Raw genomic sequence first — 13939 nt, forward strand, 5'->3', positions numbered from 1 at the left:
TCCGGCCGTTTCGGGCCGCGTGATGGGGAGTGGGTACGTACTGCGTGCTGGAGTGCGCGCAGACAAACAGTCAGTCTAGCACGGCGCGTCCCCGCGGCCGGGCGGGCGACGCGGCATCCGGCCCGGCGCCTCGGAGCGTCCGCCATGCGGTGACGCGGATGGGATGCTGTCCGCATGAGCCTTCCGCATCGCGACGAGTGGAACGCCCGGCCGGGCGGCTTCCGCCGGTTCGAGAAGACCGTTCCCGTGGGCTCGGGCGACGCCGTCTGGCAGCGGGCGCGCGCCGATCTGCTGGCCTGGCGGGTCAAGACGCGCAGCGGGTTCCGCGTGGTGCCGGACCTGCCGGCGGCCGAGGGCGGACGGCACTGGCTCGAGGTCGGGTGGGGCCCGCTCACGCTCCGCGAGCCGGTCGAGGTCGTCGCGTTCGCGGATGAGCGCGACCGGGTGGGCTACGTCTACCTGGCACTCCCCGGCCACCCGCTCGAGGGCGAGGAAGCGTTCCTTCTCACGCGACACGGCGACGACGTTCGCTTCACGCTGCGCTCACTGTCCCGGCCGGCGCCGACACCGATCTGGCGGCTCGCCTACCCGGCCGTCCGCATCGTGCAGGTGATCGTGCGGACGCGCTACCTCAGCGCCCTTCGGCGCGAGGATCGGATTCCCGGTCGGTGAGCCGAGGGCGAGTGGCCCATGGTGGCTCCCTCGGGGAGCGAGTCGTCGATCATGTCGACGACGCGGTGATCGGTTTTCCTCTCGCAACTAGCGGAACTGTGCCAACCGCGGCGCGATTTCTTGCAGCATGGCAACGCGACGCCCAAGAATTCGACCGTGACCACATCGCCGCCGGAACTATCTCGACTGGGTGCGGCGGCTCTGATCTGCCTGGGCGCCGCGGTGGCCCTGGCGTGGGCGCTGTTCTCCGCCGCCCACGTCGACACCCCACGGGAAGCACGTGCGGTAGCGGGGTACTACTGGGTCGCCGACGTTGACGCGATCGCGGGCGCGGTGCTCGCCGTCATCGCCTTCGTCAGTCGGCGCCGGCAGCCGGCGGCGGGCGCGCGCCGTCGGAGCAATTGACCGCTCCGGCGGATCAGTTGCGGGAGGGTGACTGTTGCGACTGCAGCGGCATCTCGAGCAGTCGCTTCACGTGACCTTCATCGCCCGGGCGATGTGAAAGAACTCATCCGACCCCATCGCCTTCTTGTCCGTGGCCGCAGCGGCATGTCACACGCCCGGATCGCGACGTCGGAGGTTCATGGCATTATTCGAACATGCATTCGAATGGCGAGGTCGGTAGCGACAGCGGGAGCGGGAGCGACGCGGATGTCGCCGCACTCGCGGAACTCGTCGCCGACGCCGCCGGTGTCACGGATGCCGCACGCGCGGTGCAGATCCGCGAGGTGCGGGTGCTCGCCGCGGCGGGACGGCTGGCCGAGCAGCAGACGGCCGGGGCCGACGAGAGGGTCAAGGCCCGCGAGATGGCACTGCGAAGCATCGCAGCGGAACTCGCGGGAGTGTTCGTCACCACGGACCGGACGCTGCAACGACGGATCGACGAAGCGCGAGACCTCGTCGAGCACTACCCCGCGACGATGGACGCCTGGGAAGCGGGTCGCATCACCCGGGGGCATGTGCGGGTGATCCAAGACGCCGGGTGTGTCGTGCCGATCGAGGTGCTCGGCGAGTTCGAGCGGGCCGCGATCGAGCGGTGCGAGGGCGAGACGCCGAACCGGGTGCGAGACGCGCTGGTGCACCTCGCGGAGAGATTGCATCCACGGTCATTCAGCGAGCGGCACGAGGCTGCTGCGGCCGGGCGATGCGTGCGCGTGCAGCCGGGGGCGGACGGGATGTCGGACCTGATCGCGACGCTGCCGACCGTGATCGCCGAAGGGGTCGTCGACCGGTTGACGCGACAGGCACGGGAGATCATCGACGCCCGCCCGCAGGCCGATTCGGCCGGGAATGACGACGGGGCGGCGTCGGGCACGGTCGAAGGGGCGACGAGTGACGCAACTGCGGCGGGAGCAGCGAGGGCGGGCGGTTTGTCGTTCGCTGGCGACACCCGCACGATGGACCAAGTCCGCGCCGACGTGTTCGCCGACCTGCTGCTCGCGGGAACGCCCGCGGTCGACCCCACGGCGACCGGCGACGGAGACGGGACGCTCGGCGCAATCCGCGCCAAAGTGCAGGTCGTCGTCTCCGCCCTCACCCTGACCGGTGAAGACGACGGGCCGGCCGACCTCGTCGGACGCTCCCCCATCGACGCCGCCACCGCCCGCGAACTCGCCGGCGACAACACCGTCTGGGACCGACTCCTCACCCACCCCGTCACCGGAACCGTCCTCGAGTGCGACGCCTATCAACCGACCGCGGCGATGCGGCGCCTCCTGCGAGCACGAGACCGGCACTGCCGATTCCCCGGATGCCGGCAACCCGCCATCCGGTGCGAAATAGACCACACTCATGCGGCATCGGGCGGCGGACCCACCCATGTGTGCAATCTCGCGCAGCTGTGCAAAAGACATCACGACGTCAAACACCACACCCGCTGGCGAGTGAGACAGCTCGCGGGAGGACTGCTCGTGTGGACTTCACCCACCGGGAGGGTCTACCGCGAAGACGCACCACCACCGCTGGTCGCATTCGCGCCGGCGATCGATCCGCCACCGCGGACCTCACCACCGTTGGGTGACGCACCGCCGTTCTGACCCGAGGACCCGAGGACCCGAGGACTCAAGGACACTGAGGACCCGGGTGCCCACGCGCGCGCCCGCGCAGATGCGCTCGGCGACGCCGCATCTCCTTCGGCGGGACGTACCTGCGTGCCCCCGGGACACCACGGTCACCTGGTGACGACGCCCGCTGGCGTGCCGCCTCCGCATCACGCGAAGCGCGCGGGCGGCGGCTCCCCGTGTGTGACCCACTGCGCGCGTCGCGACGCAATCACCCCGCGCGGCGTTCACGGGCTGCGGGACTGCGCGGGACTTCGCGATCACCCCACGGCCGCCTTCGGGTGTTTCACGCGCGCGCTGGGATCACTCCGCCCCGGCGCTCGCGGCGCCATCGGCGGCCTCGGCGGCCTCGGCGGCCTCCGCGGCGCCGCGGCCCCAGCGGAACGCCGACACGGTCGGGTCTCCGGCGATCCAGAAGCGCCACGGGAACGCCACCGTTCCGGCCACACCCGCAACCCCGACGCGCGGCCCCGTCGCCACCGCGACCTCCGGGTCGTCGCGCAGCAGCAGGCGCGCCACCGCACCGGCCCGCTCGGCGCCCGTCACCGCGTCGATGCCGTCATGCACCGGATACCGCAACCCGACCGCGTCGCCGAGCCGCCCCGGTCCCCGCGCCAGGTCGCGCGCCACCCGTGCCGCGGGACGCCGCGCGTGGGCAGCATCCGCCCCCTCGACGATCTCCGCGGCCCGCAGCAGCACTCCACCGGCGACGCCGGCCGGCCCGCAGACGACGTTCACGCACGAGTGGATGCCGTGACTGAGGTACACGTACAGATGCCCCGGCTCGCCCCACATCGTCGCGTTGCGCGCCGTCGGACCCATGCGAGCGTGCGACCCCGGATCCGGCCGGTCGCCGGTGTCGCGGCCGTGATACGCCTCGACCTCCGTCAACCGCGCCGTCACGGCGATCCCGTCGACCGACACCCGCAGCAGACCGCCGAGCAGGCGTGGCGCAACGTCGACCGGCAGCGACGCCAGCTCCGCGCGCGTCGTGGGGTGGAACCCGGCCGGGACGGAGGTCACGGCCGCGGCGCGCTCTGGCACCACGAGATGTCGAAGCCGCTGAGGGCCTGAACCTCCTCGCCGGTGCCGAGGTCGACGATGTGCGTCTGCAGCCGCTCCGGCAGCGGCAGCAGATACGCGTCGTACGGGTTCGAGACGGCATCCGGTGCGACCAGGAACGCCGCGTACCGGCTGCTCGGCGACACGCAGGTGTGCAGCAGCAGGTCATCGGAGTCGACCGAGAAGACTTCGCGCGCCGACCCGTCGGCGCCGACCAGCGCGACCGACGTCGACAGCACGGTGAAGCCCTCGACCTGCGACAGCACCCGCAGGGTCTCGTCGGCGGTGCCGGGCAGCGCCGTGACCGACTGCGTCTCGCCGAGCGCGGGGTCGGTGGGCGTGAGGGTGCGCTCCTCGGCCGTCGCCAGGTCGATCGCCACGAGGCCGGCCGCGCGCTGCACGATCGCCTCGGTCGACCCGCGCGCGATGCCGTCGATCGTGATCGCGTTGCCGAGGGCCACGGGCGCTCCGCCCGCCGTCGAGACGAGGGTCAGCGCGCTGTCGAACGTCAGCAGCAGCACGGCGTCGGTGCCCGGCACGAACCGCCAGTCGTCGGTGCGCGAGTCGGCGCCCTGGATCTCCAGCTGCGTCGGTTCGTCGTCGGCGCGCGCGTCCGCGAGTGATGCGGTGAACAGCGCGCTCTCGAGGCCACCGCCGGCGCCGATGTCGGCGTCGGTGAAGGTGTAGCCGATGAGGTCGCCGCGGTCGGCGGTCTGCAGATTCGTCACGGTGCCGCGCCCGGGCAGCGGCAGCTCCCGCTCCCGCTGGCCGTCGCGGTCGGTGACGATGAGGGTCGACGTCCCGTCCTCCCCCGTCGACACGATCGCGAGGTGGGTCGTGGTCGCCCGGAAGTCCTCGATCCGCGGGTGCGTGAAGACCGGCACCGCGCCCTCGCCGTCGAGACCCGTGCGGAAGATCGTGTCTTCATCGCCGCCCCGCTGAAGCAGGAAGGTCTCGAGCGGCGGCGTCGTGAACGTCTGCTCGACCGTCCCGGCCGGACCGCCGCCGAGTCCGCGCAGCCCCTCGATCCGGACCGAGTACTCGGTGTCGTCGCGCAGCGGCAGCGTGAACCGGATGCCGATCTGCCGGCCGGACGTGTCGACCGTGAAGTCCGCGGCCGGCTCGATGCTCACCTGCGCGGGATCGACCTCGACGAGCGACTGCGTCGTCGTGACGATCATGCGCGACCCCGCCGACTCGATCGCCGCCTGCGGATCGATGCTCGTCGACGTGGCCCGCGGTCCCTGGATGGTGGTGAGGATGCCGCTGGCACCGCCGACCAGCGCCAGAGCGCCGATGACCGCGGCCATCGCGACCACGAACCGGCGGGATCGGCGGTGGCGCGAGCGCGCGCGGCGCGACCCGGTCGGCGCGGCCTCAGTACTCATACGGGTCCTCGGGCTCGTCGATGGTCTGCACGCCGGTGGCCTCGACGACGAGCGCTCCGTCGCGGTCGCGGATGACGCCCGTGACCGTGACCCAGTCGCCGGTCGCCGGCACGGACTCGAGGGCGCCGCCGATCGGGATGCTCGCGGGCTGCGCGTCGATGACGCAGTGCGTGATCACGAGGCGCGTGAGTCCGAAGCCGTCGCCGCCGGACGGCGTGACGAAGCCGGTGAGCGTGATCTCGTTGCCCTCGAACGCCTCGGGGTTCGTGGCCGTCGCGAACACGCTCGCCCACTCGCCGACACCGAACGCGGCGGTGTCGCCCGTCGTGGCCAGTGCGACCGTGTCGGCACCCTGGAACAGCGGCGGCGCGCCCGTGTCGCGCGACATCGCGAGCTCCGCCGACAGCGTGGCGGGCGGGGTGACCAGCGCGACCGCGACGAGTCCCGTCGCGAGGATGCCACCGCTCGCCGTCGCGAGGAACCGCAACGGGGTTCCCGCCTCGAGGTCCGCGTGATCGTGCCCGTGTCCGGTGTCACCGTCATGGGCGGCATCGTGCGCCGCGCCCGCGGGAGCATGCGCATCGCCGTGGTCGTGCCCGTGATCGGCCTCGGCGCCCAAAGGCAGCGCGAAGCTCACGACGGCTCCGATCAGGCCGAGCACCGACATCCCCACGGCGAACCAGGCGGAGTCGGGGTTGATGTACAGGCCGATGCGGCCGGTCACCGCGAGGGTCACGGTGATTGCCGCGAGGGCGGCGGCCAGCCCCACGCCGAACAGGCGCGTGAGCATGGCGGACGACTTAGGCAAGGAGGTTCACCACCCCACCGAGCGCGATGGCGAACAGCACGACGATGACGACCAGCCCCACCAGCACGCGCGAGCGCAGCGTCGTGCGCATGAGCGCGAGCATCTTCACGTCGACGAGCGGCCCGACCAGCAGGAACGCCACGATCGACCCGGGGGTGAAGGTCGATGCGAACGACAGCGCGAAGAACGAGTCGACGTTCGAGCAGATCGACACGATCATCGCCAGCGCGATCATCGCGAGGATCGACAGCGCCGGGTTCGACCCGATCGCCAGCAGCGTGTCACGCGGCACGAGCACCTGCACCGCTCCGGCGATGGCCGAGCCGAGCACCAGCGCCGGCATGACCGCCCGCAGCTCGACGACGAACTGCGCCAGGCTGCGCCGCCCCCGTCCACCCGGGTCTTCGGCCGCGAGCTCGCACGTCGCGAGGAAGCGCTCGGTGAGCAGAGCGTCCGGGTCGGGATGCCGCGAGTACAGCCACCCGATGAGGTTGGCCACGACGTAGCCGCCGACGAGACGGGCGACGAGGATGCCGTCGTCGAACCCGAACGCCTGATGCGTCGTGATGATCACGATGGGGTTCACGATGGGGGCGGCGATGAGGAACGTCATCGTCTCGGGCACCGAGAATCCGCGGATCATCAAGCCGCGGGCGAAGGGCAGGTTGCCGCACTCGCACACCGGGATCAGCATGCCCAGCAGCGACAGCACCGCCCGGCGAGCCCATGCGCGCCGCGGCATCCACCGCTCGATGACGCTCGGCGGCACCCACACCTGCACGACGATCGAGAGCGCGACGCCCAGCAGCACGAAGGGCAGAGACTCGATGAGCACGCTCAGCCCGAGCGTGACGCCGTCCTGCGCGCGCAGCGGCAGCGAGGGCCCGGGAGTCAGGACGGCGACACCCAGCAGCGCGGCGATGACGACCGCACCGATCCCCAGCAGGACGACGGTGCGCGTCGCCGGCGAGGGTGCGAGCCGTGCGGTTCTAGGAGCCGTCACGCTCATCGTCGCGCCGCAGTGCCGAGCACGCGGCGCAGAGGCCGAAGATGTCGACGACGTGCTCTGCGCGGGTGAACCCGTTGGCGGCGGCCGTGCGGTGCGCCCACTCCTCGACGTCGGACGCCTGGATCTCGACGGTGAGGCCGCACGAACGGCAGATCAGGTGGTGGTGATGCCCTTCGCTCGAGCAGGCCCGGTAGATGGCCTCGCCGTCGGGGCTCTGCAGCTGGTCGGCCTCACCCGAGGCGGCGAGCGTCGCCAGCGCACGGTAGACGGTGGCCAACCCGATGCCGGTGTTGTCGTCGCGCAGCGACGCGTGCAGGTCTTGAGCCGAGACGAAACCGCGCGCATCCGACAGCGCCGTGCGCACGCGCTCGCGCTGCCATGTGTTCCGCTGGGCCATGGCGGCGAGTCTACTCGGCCGTCCTCGGCATCGGCTGGGTGCGCAGCACGCGGCCGCGACGCGATCCGACGATGCGGCAGACCAGGTAGATCGCGAACGAGATCGTCGTGATGTAGGGGCTCACGGGCAGTGTGCCGGCGACGGCCAGCAGGATGCCGCCGACGGCCGACACGACGCCGAACAGCGCGGCCAGCAGCGGCACCGCGAGCGGTCCGGTGGCGACCCGCACCGCCGCGGCGGCGGGCGTGACCAGCAGCGCCATCACGAGCAGCGCGCCGATGATGTGGACGGCGACGGCGACGATGAGTCCGAGCAGCAGCATGAAGCCCAGCGAGACGGCGACCGTCGGCACGCCGCGTGCCGCCGCCGACTGCGGGTCGAGCGAGTCGAACCGCAGCGGCCGCCAGATCAGCAGCAGCGCGATCAGCACGAATGCCCCGATCGCGATGAGCCAGCCGAGCTGGCCGGACTGCACCGACACGATCTGCCCGGTCAGCAGGCTGAACCGGTTGGCGCTGCGGCCGTCGTAGAGCGACAGGAACAGGATGCCGAGCCCCAACCCGAACGGCATGAGCACGCCGATGATCGAGTTGCGGTCGCGCGCTCGCGAGCCGAGCCATCCGATGAGCGCCGCGGCGATGAGCGAGCCCACGATCGACCCGGTGACGACGTCGACGCCGATCAGCAGCGCCGCCGCGGCGCCCGCGAACGACAGCTCGCTGATGCCGTGGACGGCGAACGCCATGTCGCGCTGCAGCACGAAGACGCCGATGAGCCCGCCGACCAGCCCCAGCACGGCACCGGCCCAGACCGAGTTCTGCACGAGCGCGAGGATGTCGCCGTACACCGGCAGTCCGCCGAACATCGCGTCCCAGACGTCCGCCCAGCTCATGCGTGCTCTCCGTGATCGTGATCGTGGTGGTGGTGCGACGCATCGGCGTCGGGAGCACCGACGACGACGAGCCGGTCGCCCGCGCGCAGCACGAACACCGGCGCTCCGTACAGATCGGTGAGGACGGGCGACGTCAGCACCTCTGCGGGCGTGCCGAGCGTGAAGCGGCCGTTCGCGATGTAGAGGATGCGGTCGACCTTGTCGAGCACGGGGTTGATGTCATGGGTCACGAGCAGGACGGCGGCGCCGGTGCGGCGGTGCTCGTCGATGAGCCCGACGACCGCCTGCTGGTTCGCCAGGTCGAGGCTCGTCAGCGGTTCGTCGCAGAGCAGCAGCTTCGGATCGTCGGCGAGCGCCTGACCGACGCGCAGCCGCTGCTGCTCGCCGCCGGACAGCACCCCCACGGGCCGGTCGGCGAAGGACGCCGCCCCGACGTCGGAGATGAGCCGGTCGATGCGGTCGCGGTCGCGGCGGCGCGGCAACGGCAGCCCGAAGCGGTGCCCGTCGACGCCGAGGGCGACGAGGTCGCGCGCGCGCAGCGCCGTGTCGCGCGGCAGCGGACGCGCCTGCGGCAGGTATCCGATCGCCCGGTTGCCGCGGCGGCGCACGGGACGGCCGAGGGCGGTGATCGACCCCTCGCTCAGCGGCTCGAGTCCGAGGATCGCGCGCAGCAGCGTCGTCTTGCCCGAGCCGCTGGGGCCGAGCACCGCGATCAGCTCACCGGGCGCCACCTCGAGGTCGAGTCCGCTCCACAGCTCCCGTCCGGAACGGCGCAGGGCGGCACCACGGATCTCGAGCAGGCTCACCGGGTCAGCGTACCCGCCTAACGGATCGCGCCGAGCGGTCGATAGAGGCATCCAGGAGTCCACGGACGGACTCCGGGAGCCCAGGACGGGCTCCCGCTCATCCCAATCCACGGAGGAATGAACCATGGGAATGCAGATCGCCACCAACGTGGGCGCGCTCAACGCCTACCGCAACCTGTCCAGCACGCAGAACGACGTGTCGAAGTCGCTCGAGAAGCTCTCGAGCGGTCTGCGCATCAACCGCGCTGCGGACGACGCCGCCGGCCTCGCCATCTCGGAAGGCCTGAAGTCTCAGGTCAACGGACTCAACGTGGCCGCGCGCAACGCTCAGGACGGCATCTCGGTCATCCAGACCGCGGAAGGCGCCCTGACGGAGGTCCACTCGATCCTCCAGCGCATGCGCGACCTGGCCGTCCAGGCGGGCAACGACTCGAACAACGCCGACTCGCGCACCGCGATCACCACGGAGGCCACGCAGCTGACCGCCGAGCTGACCCGCATCAGCACGTCGACCAACTTCAACGGCATCAAGCTGCTCGACGGCACCGCCGGTGCTGACGGCGACGGCGTGCTGTCGTTCCAGATCGGTGCAGACGGCTCGGCGGACAACCGCCTGACCGTCGACCTCGGCGCGGCGAACGTCGCCGACGTCGTCACCGGTCTGGGCACGCTCGACTTCAGCTCGGCGACGGGTGCCGCAGCCGCGGTCACCGCGATCAACACGCAGATCACCGCGGTGTCGGCCGGTCGCTCCGAGCTCGGTGCGGCGCAGAACCGCTTCGAGTCGGCCATCAACAGCCTGAACGTGTCGGCGGAGAACCTGTCGGCTGCCAACAGCCGCATCCGCGACACCGACATGGCCGCCGAGATGGTCAAGTACACGGCCGCGAACATCCTGTCGCAGGCGGGCACCGCCATGCTCGCGCAGGCGAACCAGGCCAACCAGGGCGTGCTGCAGCTGCTGCGGTAAGTCTCGCGACGGTGGGTCTCGCGTCGGCTCGACGCGAGACCCATCGCCGTCACGGGCGGCCCTGAGGAATCCGATCCCGAACACCACCACGAGGACCTCGATGACAACCCCCCAGCCCCTCACCCCCGGCCTCTCCTTCCTCTGGGAGCGCGCCCGCCGGGTCAACGTGGCCGCCCTCGTCGGCCGCGCCCGCCAGGCCGCCGCCCGTCACGGGCGGAGCACGCCGGCGGTCGTGATCGACATGCTGTGGCAGGCGGGCTTCCGCGGGGTGGGATTCCAGGACTACGTCGACTACGACTTCGCGATGCTCACGTCCGCCGAGCGATCGACGTACATGACGAGCCCGGTGTCGCACCGGCTCGCGCTGCAGTTCGACGACCCCGCGTACCGGCACCTGTTCCACGACAAGATCGCGTTCAACCGCACCTTCGACGAGCACCTCCAGCGGGACTGGATGGTCGTCGCCCCGGGCAACGCCACCGAGCTGCGGCGCTTCGCGGAGCGGCACGGCACGATCGTGACGAAGGAGCCGCTCGGGCGCGCGGGACTCGGTGTCCACCGCTACCACGCGAGCGAGGTCACCGACTGGAGCCGCTTCCACCGCGGCCTGCTCGATCGGGGCGAGACGCTCGTCGAAGAGGTCATCCGTCAGCACGACGACCTCGCCGCGCTGTGCGCGGGCACCGTCAACACCACGCGCGTCACGACCTACTTCGACGGTGAGCGCACCCACGTCCTGGCCATGGCGCAGAAGTTCGGCCGCGGCGCCGTCAGCGACCAGAACGCCTTCGGCGGCTTCTACGCCATGCTCGACGAGAGCGGCCGCGCGACCGGCGACGGCTACGACTCGAACGACCGCGTCTACGAGGCGCACCCCGACAGCGGCATCCGCATCGCCGACTTCCGCCTGCCGATGCTCGACGAGGTCGTCGCGTTCGTCGACCGCCTCGCCCGCGTCGTGCCGCAGGTGCGGTACGTCGGGTGGGACATCGCCGTGTCACCGACGGGCCCCGTGCTCGTCGAGGGCAACTGGGCGGCGGGCGTGTACGAGAACAAGCCGAGCGCGACGGGGATCCGCACGGGACACAAGCCGCGCTACCTCGCCGCCATCGCGGCCACCGATGCGGCGCCGCGCACCGTGCCCGCGGCCGAGACCGCGGCGGCCTGACGCGCGGCCGGCCGTCGCGGGTCAGCCCAGGAGCGCCCGCACCGGCAGGTCCTGCCCCTCGAGGATCACCTGCGCGGCCACGCCCGTGCGCCGGTTGACGACCACGGGGGCCAGGAGATTCACCCCGATGCCCTCGTCGGTCATCCGCGCGACGACGAACACGCGCGCCTCGGCCGGCTCGGTCAGCGCGAGCGCGTCGACGTGCGCGTCGGAGAGCACCGGCGCGTAGTCCGACACGACCGCGGCGGGGTCGACGAGGTACAGCCGGGTGTCGGGGTCGTCGACCGCGGTCATCGCGTGCAGGCCGCCGGTCGCGTCGATCGTCTCGAGCGAGAACGCGGTGTGCGGGGCCAGCCCCGGCGGCGGGGCGATGAACGACAGGACGGATGCCGCCGGCGCGGCCGCGTCGCTCACGAGAGGAAGTCCATGAGCGTCGGCTGCATGACCCGGGCGGTCACGGCGAGCGCCGACTGGTAGACGAGCTCCTGCGACTTGAGGGCGACGAGCACCTCGACGGTGTCGACGTCCTCGACGGCCGCGCGCTGCGCCTCGAGTGACACGGTGGCGTCGGAGGCCGCCTCTTTCGCTCGCATGATCTGATTCTGCCTCGCCCCCACCGTGCCCTGCACCCCCAGCATCCCGTCGAGCCGCTGGTCGATCTCGGTCAGACGCGCGCCGACGTCGACGCCCGCGCGCAGATCCGCGACGATCGCCCCGACGAGCGCGAAGACCGAGTCATCGCCCGAGCCGAACACCTCGGCGCCGTTCGCGTCGACGCGCACCGCCTCACCGTCCGACACGCGTCGGCGCACCTCGCCGCCGGCGACACCGGCGAAGGTGAAGTCCGGCGCGAACGCCGGACCGTCCGACGTGCCCGCGAACACCGAGCGCCCGAGCAGGGTCGTGTTGGCCTGTCCGAGCAGCTCTTCGGCGATGCCCTCGAGCTCGACGGCGATGGCTTCGCGGGATGCGCCGTCGAGGGCGCCCGAGTTCGCGCCGCGCGTCGTGAGGTCGCGGGCGCGTCCGAGCAGCGCCGTCGACGCCGAGATCGCGTTGTCGATCGTCGTCACCCACGCCAGGCCATCGTCGATGTTGCGCGCGTACTGGTCGTTGCGGCGCTGCGCCGCGTGCAGGTCGAGCGCCGCCGCAGCGGCGGCGGGGTCGTCCGACGGGGCGAGGAACGCCCGCTGCGAGGTGGCCTGGTTCTGCAGGCGCGACAGGTCGTTCAGGCCGCCCTGGAGGTTGCGCATCGCCGTCTGCGCGAGGCTCTGCGAGGTCACACGGGTGATCATGGCGCTCCCGGGTTCAGCGGCCGACGAGGCCGGTGCGGTTGATGAGGACGTCGAGGGCTTCATCGACGGCGGTCAGCACGCGGGCGGCGGCCTGATACGCCGTCTGATACGTCAGCAGGCTCATCGTCTCTTCGTCGTTGTCGACGCCGGCCACCGACTGCTGCGCCGCCACGGCGGCGACGGCGGTGGTCTCGGCTCGTGCGGCCCGGCCGGCCTCGGCCGCCGTGGCGACGGCCAGGCGCGAGACGACGTCGCGCCACAGCGCATCGGGGCCGTCGGAGCGCTTGCCGATGCCCGACAGTGCGTCGGCGTTGCTGCCGTCGAGGGCCCCGGCGCCCGGCGCTCCGATCGCGAGCTCGTCGCGGCTCGTCGGGACGACGCTCAGCCCCAGTGCCGCCGGCACGCCCGCCGCACGGGCGAAGAAATCGCCCCCGGCCGCGCCCGCCGCGGTCGCCCCGGCGCGGTGCTGCGCGTTGACGGTGTCGGCGAGCGAGGCCGCGAGCGCGTTGTACGACTCGGCGAGTCCCGCGAGGGGACCGCCGGCATCCGCGGGAGCCAGCAGCGAAAGAGCACCGGCGAGCTCTCCGCTCGCGACGCCGACGGGCGGGCCGCCCGCGGGCCGCCAGGCGACCGTGACGGGTTCGTCGGTCCCGATCGCGCTCGGACCGGTGACCTCGAGGGCTCGCGCCTGCGAGCCCGAGACGAGCGCGTTGCCGTCGACGCGCAGGGTCATGGTGCCGTCCGCCTCCACCGTGCCGACAGCGCCGGCGAGGCGCGAGACCGTCTGGGCCAGCAGGTTGCGGCGGTCGACGAGCTCGTTGACGGGGGTTCCGGATGCCGTGCCCTGCCGGATCGTGCCGTTGAGCTCGGCGATCTCGGTGGCAGCGGCGTTGATCTGGTCGACGACCCGGTCGGCGCTCGAGCGGGTCGATGCCCACTGCTGGGCCACGGCGCGGTAGCCGTCGCCGATGCGCGCGGCGATGGTCTCGCCCCGCGTCAGGACGGCGGCCGCGGCGGCCGTGGAGTCGGGAGCGTTCGAGAGATCCTGCCAGGCGGTCCACAGCTGCGAGAGCTGATCGGCGATGCCGTTCTTCGTCGGCTCCGCGAGGGCGGCCTCCGCGGCTGCGGTCGCCGAGGCCCGCGTCGACCAGTAGCCGGATGCCGCCAGGGTGTCGCGCACGCGGGCATCGAGCACCGCGTCGCCGAGCCGGGCGATGCCGTCGACCGAGACGCCCTGCCCCACGCTCGCGCGGCCCGGCGTCGCGACGCCGCCGATGGCCGAGGTCTCGAGGCGCTGCCGGGTGTAGCCGGGCGTCAGCTGGTTGGCGACGTTCTGCCCCGCCAGGTCCATGCCGCGGCGCGCCGCAGCCAGGGCGCTCGCGGCGGTCCCCACCCCACTGAATGTCGACATGCGG

Annotated in this window: 15 protein-coding genes; 5 read left to right on the top strand and 10 right to left on the bottom strand. The window is 72.1% G+C overall.

The window, feature by feature from the left end; genetic code table 11:
- Positions 1-174 precede the first annotated feature (174 nt).
- The 3 genes from JOF37_RS08735 (at position 175) to JOF37_RS08745 (ending at position 2708) form a co-directional block, all read left to right on the top strand.
- Positions 175-672, top strand: a complete 498-nt coding sequence (locus JOF37_RS08735) for a DUF1990 domain-containing protein (RefSeq protein WP_210006464.1) — start codon at positions 175-177, stop codon at positions 670-672.
- Positions 673-828: 156 nt separating this feature from the next.
- Positions 829-1077 (top strand): hypothetical protein, encoded by a 249-nt coding sequence (locus tag JOF37_RS08740; protein ID WP_210006465.1) that lies wholly within the window; start codon positions 829-831, stop codon positions 1075-1077.
- 194 nt (positions 1078-1271) lie between these two features.
- Entirely contained in the window at positions 1272-2708 is a 1437-nt protein-coding gene (locus tag JOF37_RS08745; protein ID WP_210006466.1) for an HNH endonuclease signature motif containing protein, read from the top strand.
- A gap of 327 nt (positions 2709-3035) precedes the next feature.
- Here the strand turns inward: JOF37_RS08745 and JOF37_RS08750 are convergent, their stop codons facing one another.
- Genes JOF37_RS08750 through JOF37_RS08780 form a run of 7 tightly spaced genes read right to left on the bottom strand, consistent with a single transcriptional unit; the run spans position 3036 to position 9145 of the window.
- Entirely contained in the window at positions 3036-3776 is a 741-nt protein-coding gene (locus JOF37_RS08750) for a DNA-3-methyladenine glycosylase (protein WP_372445436.1), read from the bottom strand.
- Positions 3752-5182 carry a hypothetical protein gene (locus tag JOF37_RS08755; protein ID WP_210006467.1) on the bottom strand — a complete coding sequence of 477 codons (1431 nt, stop codon included), beginning with the start codon at positions 5180-5182 and terminating at the stop codon, positions 3752-3754. The genes JOF37_RS08750 and JOF37_RS08755 overlap by 25 nt, the downstream gene beginning before the upstream one ends.
- The gene (locus JOF37_RS08760; RefSeq protein WP_210006468.1) at positions 5172-5972 is read right to left on the bottom strand and encodes a TIGR03943 family putative permease subunit; all 801 of its coding nucleotides are present in this window, start codon (positions 5970-5972) and stop codon (positions 5172-5174) included. The genes JOF37_RS08755 and JOF37_RS08760 overlap by 11 nt, the downstream gene beginning before the upstream one ends.
- 10 nt (positions 5973-5982) lie before the next feature.
- The gene (locus tag JOF37_RS08765; RefSeq protein WP_210006469.1) at positions 5983-6999 is read right to left on the bottom strand and encodes a permease; all 1017 of its coding nucleotides are present in this window, start codon (positions 6997-6999) and stop codon (positions 5983-5985) included.
- Positions 6980-7396, bottom strand: coding sequence for a Fur family transcriptional regulator (locus JOF37_RS08770; RefSeq protein WP_210006470.1), 417 nt, complete (start codon positions 7394-7396; stop codon positions 6980-6982). Before JOF37_RS08770 ends, JOF37_RS08765 begins: the two co-directional genes overlap by 20 nt.
- 10 nt (positions 7397-7406) lie before the next feature.
- The gene (locus JOF37_RS08775; RefSeq protein WP_210006471.1) at positions 7407-8288 is read right to left on the bottom strand and encodes a metal ABC transporter permease; all 882 of its coding nucleotides are present in this window, start codon (positions 8286-8288) and stop codon (positions 7407-7409) included.
- Entirely contained in the window at positions 8285-9145 is an 861-nt protein-coding gene (locus JOF37_RS08780; RefSeq protein WP_210006472.1) for a metal ABC transporter ATP-binding protein, read from the bottom strand. Before JOF37_RS08780 ends, JOF37_RS08775 begins: the two co-directional genes overlap by 4 nt.
- 73 nt (positions 9146-9218) lie before the next feature.
- Between JOF37_RS08780 and JOF37_RS08785 the strand changes: the two genes are divergently transcribed.
- Together JOF37_RS08785 and JOF37_RS08790 are read left to right on the top strand one after the other, a co-directional pair.
- A complete protein-coding gene (locus JOF37_RS08785; protein ID WP_245338131.1) occupies positions 9219-10064 on the top strand; it encodes a flagellin N-terminal helical domain-containing protein in 846 nt (281 codons plus the stop codon).
- A 100-nt stretch (positions 10065-10164) separates the two neighbouring features.
- On the top strand, positions 10165-11232 hold the full coding sequence (locus JOF37_RS08790; protein WP_210006473.1) for a sugar-transfer associated ATP-grasp domain-containing protein: 1068 nt from the start codon (positions 10165-10167) through the stop codon (positions 11230-11232).
- Between the two features lie 21 nt (positions 11233-11253).
- Here JOF37_RS08790 and fliW read toward each other — a convergent pair whose 3' ends face one another.
- The 3 genes from fliW to flgK are packed head-to-tail and all read right to left on the bottom strand — an operon-like array spanning position 11254 to position 13935.
- Complete coding sequence (gene fliW, locus JOF37_RS08795) at positions 11254-11646, bottom strand: flagellar assembly protein FliW (protein ID WP_210006474.1); 393 nt, start codon at positions 11644-11646, stop codon at positions 11254-11256.
- On the bottom strand, positions 11643-12512 hold the full coding sequence (locus JOF37_RS08800) for a flagellin N-terminal helical domain-containing protein (RefSeq protein WP_307803455.1): 870 nt from the start codon (positions 12510-12512) through the stop codon (positions 11643-11645). The genes fliW and JOF37_RS08800 overlap by 4 nt, the downstream gene beginning before the upstream one ends.
- Before the next feature lie 25 nt (positions 12513-12537).
- Positions 12538-13935, bottom strand: a complete 1398-nt coding sequence (gene flgK, locus JOF37_RS08805; protein WP_210006476.1) for a flagellar hook-associated protein FlgK — start codon at positions 13933-13935, stop codon at positions 12538-12540.
- Between the last annotated feature and the right edge of the window lie 4 nt (positions 13936-13939).

This window comes from Microbacterium imperiale (assembly GCF_017876655.1).
Classification (GTDB): Bacteria; Actinomycetota; Actinomycetes; order Actinomycetales; family Microbacteriaceae; genus Microbacterium; species Microbacterium imperiale.